This window comes from Bradyrhizobium denitrificans (genome assembly GCF_013179005.1).
Classification (GTDB): domain Bacteria; phylum Pseudomonadota; class Alphaproteobacteria; order Rhizobiales; family Xanthobacteraceae; genus Bradyrhizobium; species Bradyrhizobium denitrificans.
The window spans coordinates 118,665-138,212 of the sequence record NZ_JABFDP010000016.1; the positions used below are offsets into that span (position 1 = coordinate 118,665).

At 66.9% G+C, this 19,548-nt stretch carries 15 protein-coding genes; 7 read left to right on the top strand and 8 right to left on the bottom strand.

Annotated elements, in window-relative coordinates:
• Positions 1–3 precede the first annotated feature (3 nt).
• The gene (locus HL671_RS18980; protein ID WP_083780718.1) at positions 4–681 is read left to right on the top strand and encodes a biliverdin-producing heme oxygenase; all 678 of its coding nucleotides are present in this window, start codon (positions 4–6) and stop codon (positions 679–681) included.
• A gap of 31 nt (positions 682–712) precedes the next feature.
• On the opposite strand, the gene HL671_RS18985 is transcribed toward HL671_RS18980, so the two are convergent.
• Together HL671_RS18985 and ppsR (HL671_RS18990) are read right to left on the bottom strand one after the other, a co-directional pair.
• Complete coding sequence (locus HL671_RS18985; protein WP_012046279.1) at positions 713–2,884, bottom strand: GAF domain-containing protein; 2,172 nt, start codon at positions 2,882–2,884, stop codon at positions 713–715.
• Complete coding sequence (gene ppsR, locus HL671_RS18990) at positions 2,885–4,255, bottom strand: transcriptional regulator PpsR (protein ID WP_012046278.1); 1,371 nt, start codon at positions 4,253–4,255, stop codon at positions 2,885–2,887.
• 314 nt (positions 4,256–4,569) lie between these two features.
• On the opposite strand from ppsR (HL671_RS18990), the gene HL671_RS18995 reads away from it, so the two are divergent.
• The gene (locus tag HL671_RS18995) at positions 4,570–5,004 is read left to right on the top strand and encodes a c-type cytochrome (RefSeq protein ID WP_172237513.1); all 435 of its coding nucleotides are present in this window, start codon (positions 4,570–4,572) and stop codon (positions 5,002–5,004) included.
• Between the two features lie 273 nt (positions 5,005–5,277).
• Here HL671_RS18995 and HL671_RS19000 read toward each other — a convergent pair whose 3' ends face one another.
• The 6 genes from HL671_RS19000 to HL671_RS19025 all read right to left on the bottom strand — a co-directional run bounded on the left by HL671_RS19000 (position 5,278) and on the right by HL671_RS19025 (position 11,416).
• A complete protein-coding gene (locus HL671_RS19000) occupies positions 5,278–5,541 on the bottom strand; it encodes a hypothetical protein (RefSeq protein ID WP_012046276.1) in 264 nt (87 codons plus the stop codon).
• 11 nt (positions 5,542–5,552) lie between these two features.
• Positions 5,553–6,764 carry a geranylgeranyl diphosphate reductase gene (locus HL671_RS19005; RefSeq protein ID WP_172237515.1) on the bottom strand — a complete coding sequence of 404 codons (1,212 nt, stop codon included), beginning with the start codon at positions 6,762–6,764 and terminating at the stop codon, positions 5,553–5,555.
• Positions 6,765–6,766: 2 nt separating this feature from the next.
• The gene (locus HL671_RS19010; protein ID WP_012046274.1) at positions 6,767–8,101 is read right to left on the bottom strand and encodes a BCD family MFS transporter; all 1,335 of its coding nucleotides are present in this window, start codon (positions 8,099–8,101) and stop codon (positions 6,767–6,769) included.
• Positions 8,098–9,000 (bottom strand): chlorophyll synthase ChlG, encoded by a 903-nt coding sequence (gene chlG, locus HL671_RS19015; RefSeq protein ID WP_172237517.1) that lies wholly within the window; start codon positions 8,998–9,000, stop codon positions 8,098–8,100. The genes HL671_RS19010 and chlG overlap by 4 nt, the downstream gene beginning before the upstream one ends.
• 13 nt (positions 9,001–9,013) lie before the next feature.
• Positions 9,014–10,381: a transcriptional regulator PpsR gene (ppsR, locus tag HL671_RS19020; protein ID WP_210263960.1), complete on the bottom strand. Its 1,368-nt coding sequence runs from the start codon at positions 10,379–10,381 to the stop codon at positions 9,014–9,016.
• A gap of 138 nt (positions 10,382–10,519) precedes the next feature.
• Entirely contained in the window at positions 10,520–11,416 is an 897-nt protein-coding gene (locus tag HL671_RS19025) for a cobalamin B12-binding domain-containing protein (RefSeq protein ID WP_012046271.1), read from the bottom strand.
• Positions 11,417–11,645: 229 nt separating this feature from the next.
• Here HL671_RS19025 and bchF point away from each other — a divergent pair, with 229 nt between their 5' ends.
• Genes bchF through bchL form a run of 5 tightly spaced genes read left to right on the top strand, consistent with a single transcriptional unit; the run spans position 11,646 to position 19,544 of the window.
• Complete coding sequence (gene bchF, locus HL671_RS19030; protein WP_172237519.1) at positions 11,646–12,236, top strand: 2-vinyl bacteriochlorophyllide hydratase; 591 nt, start codon at positions 11,646–11,648, stop codon at positions 12,234–12,236.
• Entirely contained in the window at positions 12,233–13,519 is a 1,287-nt protein-coding gene (locus HL671_RS19035; protein WP_012046268.1) for a ferredoxin:protochlorophyllide reductase (ATP-dependent) subunit N, read from the top strand. Before bchF ends, HL671_RS19035 begins: the two co-directional genes overlap by 4 nt.
• Before the next feature lies 1 nt (position 13,520).
• The gene (gene bchB, locus HL671_RS19040; protein ID WP_172237521.1) at positions 13,521–15,074 is read left to right on the top strand and encodes a ferredoxin:protochlorophyllide reductase (ATP-dependent) subunit B; all 1,554 of its coding nucleotides are present in this window, start codon (positions 13,521–13,523) and stop codon (positions 15,072–15,074) included.
• Positions 15,049–18,642: a magnesium chelatase subunit H gene (locus HL671_RS19045; RefSeq protein WP_172237523.1), complete on the top strand. Its 3,594-nt coding sequence runs from the start codon at positions 15,049–15,051 to the stop codon at positions 18,640–18,642. Before bchB ends, HL671_RS19045 begins: the two co-directional genes overlap by 26 nt.
• The gene (gene bchL / locus HL671_RS19050) at positions 18,639–19,544 is read left to right on the top strand and encodes a ferredoxin:protochlorophyllide reductase (ATP-dependent) iron-sulfur ATP-binding protein (RefSeq protein WP_012046265.1); all 906 of its coding nucleotides are present in this window, start codon (positions 18,639–18,641) and stop codon (positions 19,542–19,544) included. The genes HL671_RS19045 and bchL overlap by 4 nt, the downstream gene beginning before the upstream one ends.
• Positions 19,545–19,548 lie beyond the last annotated feature (4 nt).

Below are 19,548 nucleotides of genomic sequence, written 5' to 3' on the forward strand. Positions count from 1 at the left end.
GACATGTTGGACAGAGTTGAGCAGATTGAGATGGCCGGGTGCAGCACGCGCCCGGTCAGTCTTTTGGAAGCGATGCGCGAACGGACCAAGGCGCTGCATGTGACGGCGGAGCGGACCGGGGTCGTCGCCGAGCTGTTGCGCGGCCGCGGCACGCGGCAGGCCTATGCGTTGCTGTTGCGCAATCTATTGCCGGTCTATGAGACGTTGGAGGCCGAGCTTGTCCGCCACCAAAGCTCGCTTGTGCTGAGCCGCATCGTGCGGCCGGAGCTGCATCGCAGTCCGGCGATCAAGGCCGATCTTGCGACGCTCGATGCGACCGGCCTGCCGCTGTTGCCCGAAGCGATCACCTATGTCGGCGCCATCAAGAAGGCGGGATCGGGCTCGGGCCATCCGCTTCTGGCCCACGCCTATACGCGCTATCTCGGCGATCTCAGCGGCGGCCAGATCATCAAGAAGATCCTCGCGCGGTCGCTCGCACTGCCGCCGGAGGCGCTGTCGTTCTACGAGTTTCCTGAGATCGCAGACATTCGGCGCTTCAAGGACGCGTACCGCGACGTGCTGGAGCTGGCCGGCGCTGCGATGGCCGATCCCGGCGCTGTCGTCGAAGAGGCGGCCACGGCGTTCAAGCTGAACATCACGCTGTCGGAGGCGCTGCAGGCCGCGGCGGGGCTCGGCGCCTGAAGATCAGCGCCACACGCCGCGGGACTTGCCTTCACTCCTCGCTCTGCGAGCGATACCACACCAGGTGCTCGAGGATGCCCAGCGTCCGCGCGGTGGAATTCCGGATGCTCTCCAGCATCTCGGGCATGCCGCCCGCTTCGGCGCCATGCGTCACTTCGAGCGCGGCGAGCTGCGCATTCTCCACCGTCGAGGCCGCCAGTTCCTTGTAGATCAGGCTGGCGCGCTGATCGAGCCGAAGACTCGGCCGCCGCGCGCCATCTATCTCCTCCTGGAAGCGCGCGCGGGCCGCCTCGGCCGTCTTGCGTTCCGTCAGGTCTGAGAAGATCAGCACGAAGCCGAGGACGCGGTCGTAGGGCGCAATGACTGGGTCGGCGCGCACCATCAGCGGTCGCTGCGAGGCCGCGCCGCTCAGCGTCAGCTCGCCACGCCAACTGCGCTTGTTGCGCATGAGGTCGTCGAGATTGGCGCGGAATTCCGCCGGGGCCGCGAAGTAGCTGCCGAGATCGCGCAAATGCGGAATGTGCGGATGCGAGGCGCGCAGCTGCTGCTCGAACGCCTCGTTCATGAGCAGGATGCGACCTTCGACATCGGCGATGATCACCGGTTGCTCCGACCGCAGCACCTGGGCGCTGATCGTGGCAAGCTGGTCCTGCGCAATCACCATGCGCACCGAGCGAAGCTGCAGCGCGACGTCGGCCACGGTCTCGCTGATCAACCGCGCCGAGGCCAGCTCGGCCGGTGACCATGGTTCCGACTTGCCTTCGACCAGCTGGTGCCATTGCGCGAAGGAGCGGCGCGGCGACAGATCCGATGGGTCGTCGCCGATGATGACCGCCTTGAGCGGATCGCCGCCCCAGGTCACCGTCCTCACCTGTTCAGGCCTGAACCAGAGCAGGTACTCGCCCTCGCTCGCCGAAAGCGGAGCTGCGATCAGGCCGCTCGCAATCGGGCGGAGATCCATGAAAGACGGTTCGTCCAGCGTCAGCGCGGCCGTCACCGTCAGAGCTTGCGGCGCCGGCTCCGTCGTCTTGCGCCGGCGATCGAGCCAAGCGGCGAGATCGCGGATGCGCTGCGTCGATGGAACGTCGCCGGCGGTGGTGACCTGGCCTTCGAACAGCAGCGCGGCGCCGGTCGCGCCGAGCGGCTGCAGCAGCGACTGTGAGCCGTCGAACAACGCCGCCTGCCATTCGCCGTCCCGCGAGACCGCCTCGACCAGCCGCTGCTCGAGCCGGCGGACGACCAGCTCGGACTGGCTCTGCGCGAAACTTTCGAGCGCAGCGATCCGGATCGCGCAGGTCTCGGCCAGCGCCTCGCAGGCCGCGCGGATATCGAACGGCACGAAGCGCGGCTCGTAGTGATGACAGGCGACCAGGCCCCAGAGCCGGCCGCTGACGATCAGCGAGCACACCAGCGTGGCGCCCACGCCCATGTTCTGCAGATATTTCTGATGAATGGGCGACATGCTGCGCAGGCAGCTCAGCGACATGTCGAGGTCGCGCCCGTTCAGCGGCGAGATACGCGGCTGCAGCGGCACCGGTGTGTAGTTGACGTCGACCAGCAGGCGCACGCGGTTGCGCTCGTAGAGGCGGCGTGCGATCTGCGGAATGTCCGAGGCGGGATAGCGATTGCCGAGAAAGGCTTCGAGCTCGGGCCGCCGCCGTTCCGACAGCACCTCGCCATGGCCCTCGTCGTCGAAGCGGTAGACCATGACGCGGTCGTAGCCGGTGATCTCCTTGAAGATGGTCGCGGTCTCGTCGCTGAGGCCGAGCAGGGACGAGGCAGAGGTGATGCGATGGAAGGCGCCGTCGAGCGCAGGCGCGATGTTGGTCGTTTTCGTCGCCGGTTCCAGCTCGATGATCAGCCCGCCATTTGATGGGCGGTGAATTGTACAGTCGACGCGCCGCGGCGGCGTCCCCACCGCGCAGCGTAGGGTCATCGGCGCCAGATGCAGCGGGCCGTTCAGATGCGGCAGGATCTGCAGCGCCAAGTCGCCGCCGAGATCGCGCAGCGGACGTCCGACAACCGAATTGGTGTTGAGGAAGGCCGCCGCATTGGTGCTGGCCTGGATGACGAGATTGTCGGGCTCCTTGACCGCCAGCAGGATGCCATGCGGCTGGATCGAGCCTGCGAGATGAATCTGTTCGCGCTCGCAATTCGCAAGAGTAGCGTGGCCGAAGGCTGGCGTCGTCAGCGGAACGGGCAACTAGCTCCCCTTTTCGGTTTCCTCGCCGTTTTCTTCGAGTTGGCTCAGATTATACCGATCAAGCTTGGCGTAAAGGCTCTGGCGGCTGAGGCCGAGAATTTCGGCGGCCGAGGTCCGGTTCCCATTGGCCAGCTCGAGCGCGGCGCGGACGTAGTGCTGCTCGACGACCTCGACCGTACTCCTCACGAGATCGCGCAGCGGTGTCTTGCCGACCGATTCGTTGAGGCCGGCGAGCGCTGCTCGCAGATTGTCATGCTCCCCGGTCGGCGACAACCGCCTCGCAATGTTGCGCAGAACGAGGCCGATCCGGCGCTGGCCGTCCTGGCCATGCGCCGCGGCCGAAATCTCGACCTCCGTCTCGGTGCCAAGCTCGCCCTGGATGGTGGTCGACAGCAGCCGAACGGTTCCATGGCGCTCGACATTGGAGATCAGAACCGAGAGGTCGGCGCCTGGCCGCGTCAGCCAGCGGCTCAGCTTTTCGCCGACGAGCGCCTCTTTCGATCCGACCTCGACCAGCTCCAGGAATGCGCGGTTGGCGCGCGTGATGGCGCCGGTGACGTCGATGCTGATGACGGCGTCCGGAAGGTTGTCGATCAGCCGTTCCGGATCGTCCGACACCGGGCCGCGCTGCATGGACTTGCCGATCGGTGCCATCTGCAGCAGGAACATCGGTGCGTTGTCGCTGGTCATCAGCGATCCCCGGAGCATCCAGGGCGCGGCGTCCTCGCCGAGATGGATCACGATGCCTGGCGCCTTGCCCTGGTCGCGGACCCGCCGCAGCATGAGCTCGACCGGCTCGCGGTCCTTCTCCGGAATCTCGTGCAGGAACTCGCGGCCGACCAGATTGTCGCGGCGCCGGTTCGATACGCCGAGCGCGGCGGCTGCCGTTCGGTTGGCCTCGACGATACGCAGATCCGAGACCTTGGTTAGCAGTACCGCCTCGTTGGAATCCTCGATCACCAGCCGGTAGCGCGTCTCGATCTCGCGCAGGCGCCAATAGTCCCGCTCGATGGTCTGCTGCGCCGAGATCAGCCGGGCCTGCAGCTCGGCCACCGCCTGCAGGTTCTTGCCGATCGCCAGCATGCCGGCGCGGCCACCGAGCAGCACGGTGGTGAATTCCATCGGCAGCTCCAGGCCGCTGGGGAACCGCTGGGTGATCTGGCGAAAGGCGGAAATGCCGGTGCGCTTGGTGTCATGCATGATGCGCTCGATCTTCTCGCTCGCATCATCGACGATCTCCGACCAGAGGCGGCCGAGCCAAGCGTCGACATTCTCTGCAGACATGGATGGGGACAGCGTTGCCTCGCGGATCACGCCGTCCATGTCGAGCAGCAACGTCACGTCGGGTCGTGGACCGTGAAACTCGGCCATGGTCTTGGCACCCGTTGGATACGCTCGCTAGGATTGCGTCGCCGTCACTTGGCGCGCATTTTGAAGGTGCCGCGCCGCATCCCGCTAACGTATTGAGAGTCTTGGATATGTCGTTAGCCCACGCAGGGCCCTCAGTGTCAAGGCTTATTTACGAGCATGCAACTTTCGTTGGTATTCCTGCGCCTATTGCATGATCGAAGTGCGACTTAAGCGCCCAGTTTTGTCGTGCTTGTGAATGACAGTCGATCCTGACACTGATAGCTGTAAGGAGCAATTACGTGCATTAACAACCAAGACTATTGGGAGGATCAGGAATGCTCAGAGCGGGTGTGGTTGCGATGGCTCTTACGGTAACATCTGCTGGTGCCGGCTTTGCGCTCGACGGCGGCGACCCGGCGAAAGGCGAACAGATCTTCAAACAATGCATGACCTGCCATCGCATCGGACCCGACGCGAAGAACGCTGTCGGCCCGGTGCTGACCGGCGTCGTCGGGCGCGCCACCGGGACGTATCCAGGCTTTGCCTATTCGGACCTCAACAAGCACGCTGGCGAGGCCGGCTTGGTCTGGACCGAGGACAATATCTTCGAGTACCTCCCCGACCCCAGCGCCTTTCTCAAGAAGTATCTGACCGAGAAGGGCAAGGCGGACCAGGCCACCGGCTCCACCAAGATGGTGTTCAAGCTCGCCAACGAGCAGCAGCGCAAGGACGTCATCGCCTATCTGAAGACGTTCTCCGAGAAGAAGTGATCGAGGGCAGGACGGCGCTCAGGTCCTGAGCGGCGAGCCATCCACACACATGTGTCGTCCCGGCGAACGCCGGGACCCATACCGCGTGATCTTTCTTGAGGCGCGCTGCGCGTTGAAGCGCAACAGATCTCGGCCTGAGGTTATGGGTCCCCGCTTTCGCGGGGACGACGGCTTCGGGTGCCGTCGGCAGCCGGGCATGGGTGAGAGCGTCCCGCCGTCGGCAGAGCGCCTGAAACGACTATCCACTAAGAAGACTATCCACTCAGAAGACTATCACCGCCACCGCTGCCGGAGATCGGCGGCGTTGGCGATGCCGGAGGCGGCGAGGCAGCCTGCGAGCCAGAACCACGGCGCCCCGGTCAGAGCGCAGCGCACAGCGAGCAGCAGGAACACCCCGGCGAGCAGATTGGGCAGCAAGGCCCGCGGGCTGATGCCGCGCCGGCGCCGCCGCCAGATCCATGTCACGGCGATCAACTCCAGGGCGACGACCGCGAGTATCAGATCGACCAGATGCGGACTGCGAAACAGCTCATCCATTGCCCGAGTTGCTACGCCGCCTTCGCGAGCCCGGTGAGGTGGGCGATATTCTTGAAGAAGATCCGGACATGCGACAGCGGCTTGGCCCGCACCAGTTCCTTGTTCATGTAGGCGTCCCAGGTCAGCTGCTGGACGTCGCGGTCGCGGCAGATGGCGACGAAGCGCTCGCGGCGGGCGTCGTTCGTGTACCAGTAGCGCTGCATCATGCCGAGGATGAAGAACACCGCGCCATGCTTGCGCATGAAAGTCTTGCGGGCGGTTGCGAGGGCCGCGGCATCTCTCGTCTTCAGAAACAGCGCCACCGCTTGCGCGGCGGCGCGACCGCCGGCCATCGCATAATAGATGCCTTCGCCGGAGGCCGGCGCCACCACGCCGGCGGCATCGCCGGCGAGCACGACGTCGCGGCCATTGTCCCAGCGCGACAGCGGCTTCAGCGGGATCGGCGCGCCTTCGCGACGGATCGTCTCCAGATCGTCGAGCGCGGCCGCTTTCCGGAACTCGGCGACCGAGCCGCGCAGTGAAAAGCCCTTGCAGGCGCTTCCGGTGCCGATGCTGGTGGTCGGACCGTGCGGGAACACCCAGCTGTAGAAATCGGGGGAGAGCTTGCCGCGATAGACGACGTCGCAGCGGGTCGCGTCGAACACCGGGTGGCTGCGATCCGGCGAGCGGATAATCTCGTGATAGGCGAACACGTAGCGGATCTCACGGACTTCCGGGATGCATTGCCGCGCCACCGCCGACACCGCGCCATCGGCGCCGATCACGGCGCGGGCACGCACGCTGTCCTCGCGCACGCTGCCGTCGTCCATGCGACGCTCGTAATGCATCACGGCCGTACCATCGGCCTCGCGGGCTAGTCTATTGAACGTGCCGGTGCGGCGGACCGCGCCGCCCTCGGCGGCGCGCTGGCGCAGCCATTCGTCGTAATGCTCGCGATCGACCATGCCGACGAAGCCGCCGTCGATCGGCATGTCGACGTCCCTGTTGCTCGGCGACACCATGCGGGCCGACGAGATCCGGGCGACCAGCAGATGATCGGGGATCTCGAACTCGGCGATCAGCCGGGGCGGAATGGCGCCGCCGCACGGCTTGATGCGGCCGGCTCTGTCGAGCAGCAACACATGGTGGCCCTGGCGAGCCAGATCATTGGCGGCGGTCGCGCCGGCGGGGCCGCCGCCGACGACCACCACGTCGAACGTCTCGGAGGAGGACGAGGGGTTCATCGCTAGGCTCCTTGGTTGGCCGGCTGCGCCGGAAGCGTCGATGTCTGCGTGCGCGGACGCTTGATCCAGATCGCCAGCCAGGCGGAGAGCACGAACAGCGCCGCTTCGGCGGCGAATACCGTCGCATAGGCGGAGGCGGTCGAGGGCATGAAGTGGCGCGCGGCGTCCGCGGCGGCCGTGCCGACGAAGCCGCCGATGCCGAACGAGATCGCCTGCGAGGCGCCCCACAGCCCCATGCGCGTGCCCTCGCGATTGTCGCGGCCCTCGCTGACCATGTTCATCATCGCGCCGATCGCCGCGATGGCGTAGACGCCGTTGGTGATGCCGAGCAGCAGCACCGAGCCGCGCAGCGGCCATGACGGGCCGACGGTCGCGGCGGTGGCGAGGCTCAGCAGCGCCAGTGCCGAGGCGAGGCAGCCGCCGATGATCCAGGGCTGCGGCCGCGTCCGCCAGTCCGCGCGCAGGCTCGCCAAGGCCGGCATCAGGATCATGCCGATCAGCGCGCCCATGTGCTGCACGGACGAGAGCTGCGTGGTCTGGCCCGGCGTCATGCCGAACACGCTGCCGGCGAACGGCTCCAGGATCAGGTCCTGGGCGCTGTAGGCCAGCATCGAGACGAAGATGAAGATCGCGAAGCGCCGCGCCTGCGGCTCCCGGCAGATCTCGCGGAAATCCTCCATGAAGCCGCCGCGCTCGGCCTTGGCGGCGGACGCCTCGGCGGAGATCTCCGGCTGCTCGATGCCCCAGACGCCGAGCAAAGTCAGCACCATCGCGATCGCCGAAACGGCGCCGGAGACCAGTATCAGCCGCTCGCCGGAGAATGGATCGAGCGCCTTGCCGGCCACGGCCGTGGTCACGATGAAGCCGGCGATCATCATGATCCAGGCGATCGAGGCGGCGGCGCTGCGCCGCTCCGGCGCGGTGCGCTTGGCGAGCAGCACCAGGAGCGAGGTGCCGGCAGCGCCGACGCCGATACCGATCATGATGAAGGCGATCACGGCGACGACCAGGCCGAGCACGAGCTGGCTCGCCATCAGCGCGGTGGCAACGGCCGCGAGCAGGCCGCCGGCCGCGAGCACCGCCATGCCGCCGACGATCCAGGCAAAGCGCCGTCCGCCGACATCGGAGCCGTGGCCGAGCCAGGGCCTGAGCACCTGCATCGCATAATGGATCGCGACCAGCAGGCCGGGGATCATCGCCGGCAGCGCCAGCTCGATGACCATCACGCGGTTCAAGGTCGAGGTCGTCAGCACCACGACCGCGCCGAGCGCAGTCTGGACCAGGCCGAGCCTGACGATGCCGAACCAGGAGAGCGGGGAGGGCGCGGCGCCGATCATGCCGACATCCCCGCCAGCGCAAAGGCCGTGACCAGCATGCCGAGGACATAGAGCAGCACGCCGGTCCCGTTGTACCAGGGCGCAAGCGCGCGCGGGTCGGTCATCAGCCGCCGCATCAGCACCAGCTGGGCCGCGATCAGCACCGCGATGATCGCGGCATGCAACGGGCGGCTCCAGGCCACGAGCAGCGCGAGCACCGCGATTTGGGCCAGCGCCATGGTGATGCAGGCGAGGCGCGCGGCGCGCTCGGCGCCGAGCAGCACCGGCAGCGAGTTGACGCCGCTGACGCGGTCGCCGCCGATCGACTTGAAGTCGTTCAGGGTCATGATGCCATGGGCGCCGGCGCTATACAGCAGCGCGATCGCGAGCACCTGCCAGGAGGGCGCCTCTGCGCTCATGATCGCAGCGGCCGTGATCCAGGGCAGGCCCTCGTAACACAGGCCGACCGCGCTATTGCCCCACCAGCCGTTCTGCTTCAGCCGGATCGGGGGCGCGCTATAGGCCCACGCCAGCGCAAGCCCGAGCGCCGCTGCGGCGAAGCCCCAGGTGCCGAGCAAAGTGGCGACGCCGAGCGACAGCACGGTCCAGATCAGCGCGACATAGAGGCCCCAGCGCCCGGGAATGCGGCCCGACGGGATCGGCCGGTGCGGCTCGTTGAGCGCATCGACATGGCGGTCGAACCAATCATTGACCGCCTGGCTGGTGGCGCAGACCATCGGTCCGGCCAGCACGAGGCCGGCGACCACGATCGGCCAGCGCGGCGCCAGCGCTGCGCCGGACGAGACGACGCCGCAGCCGAATGCCCAGATCGGCGGAAACCAGGTAATCGGTTTCAACAGCTCGAGAACGGCCGCGGGCTGGATCCGGGGAGCAAGCGGGGCGGGCGCGATCTCGGTCATGGCTGCTCTTCCACTATTCCAACTGGCTGTCTTCTTCGCTCGGCTCGGCGAGGCCGTAGCGCCGCAGCTTGACGTAGAGGCTCTGCCGGCTGAGCCCGAGCATCTCGGCCGCGGTGGCGCGGTTGTCGCCGGTCAGCTTGAGCGCGGTCTCGATGCACATTCGCTCGATCACATCGGTGGTCTCGCGCACGAGCTCTTTCAGCGGCACCCGGCCGATCAGCTCCGCGAGCTGCTCGCGCGAGCGCGGAATGTAGCCGTGGTCGCCGCCGTCGCTGGAGATGCGCGGGCCGACATTGCGGATGGTGAAACCGAGCCGGGCCTGGCCGGGTGCGCCGACCGTGGTGGCGGAAATTTCGACATCGACCGGCGAGCCATGCTCGCCGCGGACGACGCTGGAGAACAGCTTCACGCTGCCGTGCTGGCGCAGATTGGTCAGCATGACCGAGAAATCGATCGCCGACTTGCCGATCCAGCGGTCGATGGTCTCGCCCAGGATCTGATGCATGTTCTCGATCTGGGCGAGTTGCAGGAAGGTGGCGTTGGCGTGCAGCAGTCTGCCGTCCATGTCGGTGATGACGAAGCCGTCGGGCGCCGATTCGACGAACTGCACCAGCTGGGTGTTGACGTCGGACGCCTTGGCGATGGCTGGCTGCGTGGACTGCGGCGAGAACCGCAGCAGGAACAGCGACGAAGTATCCTGGCGGAAGAAGGTGCCGTCGAGCAGATATTCGCGGCCGCCGTCGAGCGTGATCTTGGCGCGCTCGATCTTGCCCTGGGAGCGAATCGCCAGCGACAGCGATTGCGACAGCGCGTTGTCGTCGATCAGCAGGGCGTCGGGAAACAGCTTGCCGATCAGATTGGCTGCGCCATGGTCGAGCAGGGCGGCTGCGGCGGGGTTGGCCTCGACGATGCGATGGCTGACCGCGTCGATGATCAGCACCGGCTCGGAGGTGATCTGGAACAGGATCCGATAGCGCGATTCGGCGTTGCGCATGCGCGAGTAGTCGCGCTCGATCGCCACTTGCGCCTCGATCAGCTTCTGCTGGAGCGCGGCGGTGGCGCGGACATCGCGACCGACGGCGATGAAGCGGGCCGCGCCCTTGATCGCCACGACCGCGAACAGGATTGGAATGTCAGGCCCGCGCGCGGCCGGATAACGCACCTCGCGCCAGCGCGACACCTTGCGCTGGGAGGCTTCGGCGAGCAGCAGCTCTGGCTTGGTCTGGCTTTCCTCGGACACTGTTGCTTGCCAGGATCTGCCGATCCACTCGTCTGTGTTTCTCAATTCAAGCGGTAGACCGGCTTGTTGAAAAGCCAGGTCCTGAATGTTGCCGTCGGCGTCGAGCGCGAGCGCAATGTCGGACGCTGCGGCCACCAGCATGGCCGCGACATCCGCATTGAGATCGCCAAGCGACTCTTTTGGAGCTCTGAACGCCCTCACCAACGCCGTTGTCCTCCCAATCAAGGAGCCCTCGCGCGGCAAGTCTCGTTCCAGCATTCATCTTCACTGCACCCTCAGCTATCGCCGTTCGGTCAGAAGACTGACGACGTGCCGGGCTTGCGAAGCCTCTCTGCTCAGATCGGAGACGACACCGTCGCCGCCGACCAGGAGAACGAGTTCAGGCCGTTCAATAAACGCAGGACCGCAGACCAGCACGCCGATGTCCTGGTTCGAGGACTCGCGCCGGACCATCCTTATGTTTGAGGCGAGATCGTCAAGCTTCTTGTCGCTCGTGGCGAAAAACTCGACGACGTTGAACCATTGCGTGCGAAGCGCCTCGACGAAACCGCGGTCGGTTGTATCGGGCTCGATCCATGTCTCGAAACCGTCGCGACGGAAGAATTCGCTCGCCAGCACGAGGCCGAACATCATGTGGCCCATTTCGCGCCGATCGCCGGGCGCCGTCGTCAACAACACGCGCAGGCCGGTCGGTGCCACTGCGAGCTCGGCGCAGAAGGCCGGGCTGAAATGGCGCAGCAGCTGCTGCAGCCGCCACAGCGCCAGCGTGATGTCGGCGAAATCGCGCTCGTCGTCGGCCCAGAGATGCCGCAGATGGTTCGCGGTCGGCACCAGCAGATCGAGATAGATCCGCTCCAGCGTCTCGCCATGGTCGCGATGCGACTGGATACAGGCGACCGCGCGATCATCATCCGCGTCCAGCACCAGTTCGGCAAAGTCGGCGGCTTCCTGCGCCGAAGCGGTGATGATCGCGGGCACGCGCTCGATGGCTGCGGCGTGGGCCATCACGAGCCGCGGAATGATCTCGGCTTCGATCGCGTCGTTGAGTTGCGGATGACGCGTGCTCTGCAAGGGCACGCTGATGCGCGGCGGCGCCGGCGGGTGAAAGCCGGATTGTCCCCGCTTCGTCCGGAAGCGGGCTCGTGGAAATCGGGCTGTCTCATTGAGCTCGGTCATAAGCGCCTCCCCTCCATATGAGCGCACGTCACTCGTTGCGTCAATATTATTTGACGTCAATTTTGATTGACACTCTTTCTGCCCAGGTCTAGCGTTTCCTCATCGGGCTCGCACTCGGGGATTTGCGATGCGCCACCTGCGAACTGCACAACGTAGCGTTGATCAAACCGAGTGCGGTGCACCAATAATGTCCCTGTGGTTGTCGTCATCGCAGCACCGGGAACTGGTGTTGTCAAATCATCTTTACACATCGTGTGACGCGCAATTCACGTCTGCCGCTGATCCGTCGCTGTGGAGTCAACTCTGCTTCACACCTCGGTCCGCGCCGCGTGCAAAGCGGCAACCGCTTTACACCGCTGAGGAAAAGCGCAGACGCGACGCCACGCCATGGACCCTGGTGCAGGGCGTTCTGGCGCCGCTGCAGTTCCTCGTTTTCCTGATCAGTCTCGGATTGGTGGCGCGCTATCTCGCGACCGGCGAGGGCCTGTGGCTCGCCACCGCCTCGGTCGTTCTGAAGACGGCGCTGCTCTACACCATCATGATCACCGGCTCGATCTGGGAACGGGTCGTGTTCGGGCGCTATCTGTTCGCACCGGCCTTCTTCTGGGAGGACGTGTTCTCGATGCTGGTGATCGCGCTGCATACGGCCTATCTCGCCGCGATCATTGGTCACATCGGCACGGCGCAGCAGCAGATGCTGCTGGTGCTCGCCGCCTACGCGGCCTATGCGATCAACGCTACCCAATTCCTGCTCAAGCTGCGCGCGGCGCGCCTGCAGGAGCAGGCGATGGCGCAGGCTGGTGCGGAGCGCGCGTCATGAACGCTCATGCGCAGGCCTGTGCCGTGACATCAGCCGCTTCGCCGGACGGCGTGCTGCGCGAGCGCGGCCAGCGCGAAGTGTTCTGTGGATTGACCGGCATCGTCTGGCTCCACAGGAAAATTCAGGACGCCTTCTTCCTCGTTGTCGGCTCGCGCACCTGCGCGCATCTGATTCAGTCGGCCGCCGGCGTGATGATCTTCGCCGAGCCGCGCTTCGCCACCGCCATCATGGAGGAGCGCGATCTCGCCGGCCTGGTCGACGCCAATGACGAGCTCGACCGCATCGTCACCCAGCTCCTGGCGCGGCGGCCGGAGATCAAGCTGCTGTTCCTGGTCGGCTCCTGCCCGTCGGAGGTGATCAAGCTCGATCTGTCGCGCGCGGCGCTGCGCCTGTCGCAGCGCTTCTCGCCCGGCGTCCGCGTGCTCAACTACTCCGGCAGCGGCATCGAGACGACGTTCACCCAGGGCGAGGATGCCTGCCTCGCATCATTGGTGCCGGTGCTGCCGGCGGCGGATCGCTCGGCGCGGCCGTCGCTGCTCGTGGTCGGCGCGCTGGCGGATGTCGTTGAGGACCAGTTCAAGCGGACCTTCGCCGCGCTCGGCATCGACCAGGTCGCATTCCTGCCGCCGCGGCGCTCGTCGGAACTGCCGGCGATCGGCCCGGAGACACGCGTGCTGCTGGCGCAGCCGTTCCTCGGCGACACCGCGCGCGCGCTCGAGGAGCGCGGCTGCCGCCGCATCGCGGCGCCGTTCCCGCTCGGCGGCGAAGGCACCGCGTTGTGGCTCGCGGCCGCGGCCGACGCCTTCGGCGTCTCGCACGCCCATGTCGAACGGACCATCGCGCCGCTCAAGGCGCGAGCGGAGCGGGCGCTGGCGCGCTATCGCGCGCAGCTCGCCGGCAAGCGCGTGTTCCTGTTTCCGGATTCGCAGATCGAGATCCCGCTGGCGCGTTTCCTGTCGCGCGAGATCGGCATGGAGCTGGTCGAGGTCGGCACGCCCTATCTGCATCGCGATCATCTTGCTTCCGAGCTGGCGCTGCTGCCGGGTGGCACGCAACTCAGCGAGGGCCAGGATGTCGAGCGGCAGCTCGATCGTTGCCGTGACGCGCGTCCCGATCTCGTCGTCTGCGGGCTCGGCCTGGCCAATCCGCTGGAGGCCGAGGGGCTCACGACGAAGTGGTCGATCGAGCTGATCTTCACGCCGATCCAGGGTTTCGAGCAGGCCGGCGATCTCGCCGAGCTGTTCGCGCGGCCGTTGCTGCGCCAAACCAGATTGGCGGTGTGAGATGCAGCTGTCGGTCTGGACATATGAGGGCCCCCCGCATATCGGCGCGATGCGCATCGCGACGGCCATGCGCGACGTGCACTACGTGCTGCATGCGCCGCAGGGCGACACCTACGCTGATCTGCTGTTCACGATGATCGAGCGCCGCGACCGTCGGCCGCCGGTCACCTACACCACGTTCCAGGCGCGCGATCTCGGCGGCGACACGGCTGACCTGCTGCAGAGCGCGGTGCGCGCCGCCTATGAGCGCTTCCAGCCGCAGGCGATGCTGGTCGGCGCGTCCTGCACCGCCGAGCTGATCCAGGACGATCCCGGCGGGCTCGCGCAGGCCTTGAAGCTTCCGATTCCGGTGATCCCGCTCGAACTGCCGGCGTATCAGCGCAAGGAGAATTGGGGCGCCTCGGAAACGTTCTACCGGATTGTACGGGCGTTGGCTGCGTCTTCCGCTGATGGCTCCCCCCGCCGTGAACGGGAGGCGGGCGCTCGTCCAGTCTGCAACCTGCTTGGTCCGACGGCGCTCGGCTTCCGTCACCGCGACGACCTCGCGGAAGTGACCAGGCAGGTTGTGGAGCTCGGCATCGAGATCAACGTCGTCGCGCCCTGGAACGCGACGCCGGCCGATCTCGCCCGCCTGCCGCAGGCCGATTTCAACATCGTCCTGTATCCCGAGATCGCGCTGACGACAGCGCAGTGGCTCCACCGCCAGTTCGGCCAGCCCTATACGCGCACCATTCCGATCGGGGTCGGCGCGACGCGTGACTTCATTGCGGAGGTTGCGGCGCTCGCCGGTGTCGATGCATCGCCGGTCCTGGCGCGCAGCCAGAGCCGACTGCCATGGTATTCGCGCTCGGTCGACTCGACCTATCTCACCGGCAAGCGCGTCTTCATCTTCGGCGACGCGACTCATGCGGTCGCCGCGGCGCGCGTCGCGACCCAGGAGCTCGGCTTCGAGGTCGTCGGTCTCGGCACCTATGCCCGCGAATTCGCCCGCGAGATCCGCGAGGCTGCGGCCGTCTACGGCGTCGAGCCGTTGATTACCGACGATTACCTGGAGGTCGAAGCCCGCGTCGGCGAGCTGCGGCCGGAGCTCGTGCTCGGCACGCAGATGGAGCGCCATATCGCCAAGCGGCTCGGCATTCCTTGCGCCGTGATCTCGGCGCCGTGCCATGTGCAGGATTTCCCGGCGCGCTACTCGCCGCAGATGGGCTTCGAAGGCGCCAACGTGCTGTTCGACACCTGGGTGCATCCTTTGATGATGGGCCTGGAGGAGCATCTGCTCGGCATGTTCCGCGAGGACCACGAATTCGCCGATCACGCGCCCTCGCATCTCGGCGCCGCATCCGCCGCGCCGGCACCCGCGCCGTTGCGCGTCGTCGAGACCGTCACCTCGACCGAGCTCGCCTGGGCTTCCGATGCCGAGCGCGAGCTGACCAAGATTCCCTTCTTCGTGCGCGGCAAGGCCCGCCGCAACACCGAACGCTTCGCGCGCGAGCGCAACGTCAATCTGATCACACTCGAGACCTTGTACGATGCCAAAGCGCATTTCGGTCGCTGACGTCACACCCATCCGGGTGGTGATCGTGACGATGGACAGCCATCTCGCCTCGGCTGCCGTGCGCGCGCGCACGACCCTGCGGGCGGAGCTGCCGGGCCTCGATCTGAAGGTTCATGCGGCCGACGAGTGGGGCTGCAATCCGACAGCGCTGGAACATTGCCTTGCCGACATCGCCACCGGCGACATCGTCGTCGCGACCATGCTGTTCATGGAGGATCACATCCAGCCGGTGCTGCCTGCGCTGCAGGCCCGCCGCGACCATTGCGATGCGATGATCGGCTGTCTCTCGGCCGGCGAGGTGGTGCGCCTGACCCGTCTCGGCAAGCTGACGATGGCGGGCTCGGCCACGGGCGTGCTCGGCCTCTTGAAGCGTCTGCGCGGCAGCAGCCGGCCCGGTGGCGCCTCCAGCGGACAAGGCCAGATGAAGATGCTGCAGCGGATGCCGCGGCTGCTGCGCTACATCCCCGGCACCGCGCAGGACCTGCGCGCCTACTTCCTGACGCTGCAATATTGGCTCGCCGGCTCCGAGCAGAATTTTGCGAACATGGTACGCTATCTCGTCGGCCGCTACGCCGACGGTCCGCGTGCCTCGCTGCGCGGCAAGCTGAGTGCGGCCGAGCCGGTGACCTATCCGGATGTCGGCCTCTATCATCCGCGGCTGCCGCAGCGGATCGTGGAGCGGGCGGACCAGTTGCCCGCACTGGCGAAGCCGGTCGGCCGCGTCGGCGTGATCCTGATGCGCTCCTATCTGCTCGCCGCCAACACCGCGCATTATGATGGCGTGATCGCGGCACTTGAGGTGCGCGGGCTCACGGTCGTGCCGGTGTTCGCCTGCGGCCTCGATTCGCGCCCGGCGATCGAGGCCTATTTCCAGAAGGACGGCGTCGCGGCCGTCGATGCCGTGGTGTCGCTCACCGGCTTCTCGCTGGTCGGCGGGCCCGCCTACAACGACGCGCGCGCGGCCGAAGAGGTCATGGCCGGGCTCGACGTGCCGCTGATTGCGGCGCATCCGCTCGAATTCCAGACCGTCGAGCAGTGGCACGCCGATGCGCGCGGCCTGACGCCGGTCGAAGCCACCATGATGGTCGCGATCCCCGAGCTCGACGGCGCGGTCGGTCCGACCGTGTTCGGCGGCCGCTCGGCGATGGCCGATGCCGGCCGCGACATGGCCTCGCTGCCGGAGCGCGCGGCCCAACTCGCGGCGCGTGTCGGCCGGCTGGTCGAGCTGCGCCGCTCGGCGCGGGCGGAGCGCAAGATCGCAGCTGTTCTGTTCAACTTCCCGCCGAATGGCGGCGCGGCCGGCACGGCCGCCTATCTGTCGGTGTTCGAGTCCTTGCACAATGTGATGACCTCGCTGCGCGCGGCGGGCTACACGATCGACGTGCCGGCCTCGGTCGATGAGCTGCGTGCGCGGGTGCTGAAGGGCAATGCCGAGCGGTTTGGCACGGCGGCCAATGTCGCGGCGCGCATTCCAGTCGACCAGCATGTGCGGCGCGAGCGGCATCTCGCCGAGATCGAGAAGCAATGGGGCCCGGCGCCCGGCCGCCATCAGAGCGACGGTTCCAGCCTGCTGGTGCTCGGCGAGCAGTTCGGCAACCTGTTCGTCGGCCTGCAGCCCGCCTTCGGCTACGAGGGCGATCCGATGCGGCTCTTGTTCGAGCACAGCTTCGCGCCGACGCATGCGTTCGCGGCGTTCTATCGCTGGCTGCGTGAGGATTTCCGCGCCCACGCGGTGCTGCATTTCGGCACCCATGGCGCGCTCGAATTCATGCCGGGCAAACAGGCCGGCCTGTCGGCCGAGTGCTGGCCGGAGCGGCTGATCGGCGACCTGCCGAACTTCTACATCTATGCGTCGAACAACCCGTCCGAAGGCGCGCTCGCCAAGCGTCGCGGCGGCGCCACGCTGATCAGCTATCTCACGCCGTCGATCACCAGCGCCGGCCTCTACAAGGGGCTTGCCGACCTGAAGTCGTCGCTCGACGCATGGCGCAATCTGTCGCCGGATGCGACCGAGCAGGTGCGCGCGGACAGCGCCGCGCTGATTCAGGCGCAGGCGGCTGCGGTGGATCTCGCCGTCGCCGAGCCGGTCTGGGGCGATGAACGCGACGCGCAGATCGCATCGCTCTCGGCAAGTGTGCTGGAGTTGGAATATTCGCTGATCCCGCACGGCCTGCACGTCGTCGGCTCGCCGCCGCCCGAGGCGCAGCGCGCCGAGCTGCTCGACCTCGCCGGCATCACCGATGTTGGCAAGCGCGCCGAGCTCGACCGGCTGCTGGCGACGGATAGCGAGACACCGGCGATCCTGCACGCGCTCGACGGCGGCTACATTCGTCCAGTGCCGGGCGGCGATCTCTTGCGCAACACCGACGTGCTGCCGACCGGGCGCAACCTGCATGGCTTCGATCCGTTCCGCATTCCCAGCGCCTTCGCGCTCAAGGACGCCGAGCGCCAGGTCGCGCGGCTGCTCGCGCGCCATGCCGGCGAGGGCCATGGGCTGCCGGAGACGATCGCGCTGGTGTTGTGGGGCACTGATAATCTCAAGACCGAGGGGGGCCCGATCGCGCAGGCGCTGTGGCTGATGGGCGCCGAGCCGCGCCACGACTCCTATGGCCGTCTCTGCGGCGCCAGGCTGATCCCCCTGGAGCGGCTCGGCCGCCCGCGCATCGACGTCGTGATCACGCTCTCCGGCATCTTCCGCGACCTGATGCCGCTGCAGACCAGGTTGCTCGCCGAAGCCGCGCTGCTCGCGGCCTCTGCCGACGAGCCAGCCCAGGCCAACTATGTGCGCAAGCACGCGCTCGCCTTCCAGGCCGCCCACGGCGGCGAGCTCGCGGATGCGGCGCTGCGCGTGTTCGGCAATGCCGAGGGCGCCTATGGCGCCAATGTGAACCAGCTGATCGACTGCGGCGCATGGACCGACGAGGACGAACTCGCTGACGTCTACACGCGGCGCAAGGGATTTGCCTACGGCACCGACGGGCGCCCCGTACGCCGAGATGCGCTGCTCGGCCATGTGCTCGCCGGCGTCGATGCCGCCTATCAGAACGTCGATTCGGTTGAGCTCGGCGTCACCACCATCGATCATTATTTCGATACGCTTGGCGGCATCAGCCGCGCGGTGAAGCGCGCCAAGGGCGAGGCGGCGCCGGTCTATATTGGCGACCAGACCCGCGGCGAGGGCACGGTGCGCACGCTGTCGGAGCAGGTCGCGCTGGAGACGCGCACGCGCACGCTCAATCCGAAATGGTACGAGGCGCTGCTCGCCCATGGCTATGAGGGCGTGCGCCAGATCGAATCGCACGTCACCAACACGGTCGGCTGGTCGGCCACCACGGGCCAGGTTGCACCCTGGGTCTATCAGCAGATCACCACGACCTTCGTGCTCGACCCCGCGATGCGCGAGCGGCTCGCCTCGCTCAATCCGGCTGCGTCGGCGAAGATCGCCAACCGCCTGATCGAGGCGCATGAGCGCAATTACTGGACCCCGGACCCCGACATGCTCGACGTGCTGCGCAAGGCCGGTGAAGAGCTCGAAGATCGCCTCGAAGGCGTAGGAGTTGCCGCATGAACGTGACCTTGAGACCGCCGCTGACAACCGCGCCGCGACGCCCCGATGGCGCCGGCAGCGTCCAGGTGCAGCTCGATCCGAACGTCGTCATCGGCACCGCCAAGGTGTTCTCGGTGTATGGCAAGGGTGGCATCGGCAAGAGCACGACGTCGTCGAACCTTTCGGTCGCGCTGTCCAAGCTCGGCAAGCGCGTGCTGCAGATCGGCTGCGATCCCAAGCACGACTCCACCTTCACGCTGACCAAGCGGCTGGTGCCCACGGTCATCGACATCCTCGAGCAGGTCAACTTCCACGCCGAGGAGCTGCGCCCCGAGGACTTCGTCTATCAGGGCTACAATGGCGTGATGTGCGTGGAGGCGGGCGGTCCGCCGGCCGGCACCGGCTGCGGCGGCTATGTCGTTGGCCAGACGGTGAAGCTGCTCAAGGAGCACCATCTGCTCGAGGACACCGATGTGGTGATCTTCGACGTGCTCGGCGACGTCGTCTGCGGTGGCTTCGCTGCCCCCCTGCAGCATGCCGACCGCGCGCTGATCGTGGCCGCGAACGATTTCGACTCGATCTTCGCGATGAACCGCATCGTGGCGGCGATCCAGGCCAAGTCGCGCAACTATCCGGTGCGGCTCGGCGGCGTCATCGCCAACCGCAGCGCCGCCACCGACCAGATCGACAAGTTCAACGAGCGTGCCGGCCTGAAGACGGTGGCGCACTTTCCCGATCTCGACGTCATCCGCAAGAGCCGGCTGAAGAAGTGCACGCTGTTCGAGATGGAGCCCTCGCCCGACGTCGAGCGCGCCCAGAACGAGTATCTGCGCCTCGCGGCGTCGCTGCTCGCCGGCGTCGAGCCGATGCAGGCGGTGCCGCTCAAGGACCGCGACATCTTTGATCTCCTTGGCTTCGATTGAGTGG

Coding starts and splice junctions, on each gene's coding strand:
- bchL (WP_012046265.1), top strand. CDS start 18,639: ATGAACGTGACCTTGAGACCGCCGCTGACAACCGCGCCGCGACGCCCC.
- ppsR (WP_012046278.1), bottom strand. CDS start 4,255: ATGGCCGAGTTTCACGGTCCACGACCCGACGTGACGTTGCTGCTCGAC.
- ppsR (WP_210263960.1), bottom strand. CDS start 10,381: ATGCTGGTGGCCGCAGCGTCCGACATTGCGCTCGCGCTCGACGCCGAC.
- HL671_RS19025 (WP_012046271.1), bottom strand. CDS start 11,416: ATGACCGAGCTCAATGAGACAGCCCGATTTCCACGAGCCCGCTTCCGG.
- HL671_RS18995 (WP_172237513.1), top strand. CDS start 4,570: ATGCTCAGAGCGGGTGTGGTTGCGATGGCTCTTACGGTAACATCTGCT.
- HL671_RS19000 (WP_012046276.1), bottom strand. CDS start 5,541: ATGGATGAGCTGTTTCGCAGTCCGCATCTGGTCGATCTGATACTCGCG.
- HL671_RS19010 (WP_012046274.1), bottom strand. CDS start 8,101: ATGATCGGCGCCGCGCCCTCCCCGCTCTCCTGGTTCGGCATCGTCAGG.
- bchB (WP_172237521.1), top strand. CDS start 13,521: ATGCAGCTGTCGGTCTGGACATATGAGGGCCCCCCGCATATCGGCGCG.
- HL671_RS18980 (WP_083780718.1), top strand. CDS start 4: ATGTTGGACAGAGTTGAGCAGATTGAGATGGCCGGGTGCAGCACGCGC.
- chlG (WP_172237517.1), bottom strand. CDS start 9,000: ATGACCGAGATCGCGCCCGCCCCGCTTGCTCCCCGGATCCAGCCCGCG.
- HL671_RS19035 (WP_012046268.1), top strand. CDS start 12,233: ATGAACGCTCATGCGCAGGCCTGTGCCGTGACATCAGCCGCTTCGCCG.
- HL671_RS19005 (WP_172237515.1), bottom strand. CDS start 6,764: ATGAACCCCTCGTCCTCCTCCGAGACGTTCGACGTGGTGGTCGTCGGC.
- HL671_RS19045 (WP_172237523.1), top strand. CDS start 15,049: ATGCCAAAGCGCATTTCGGTCGCTGACGTCACACCCATCCGGGTGGTG.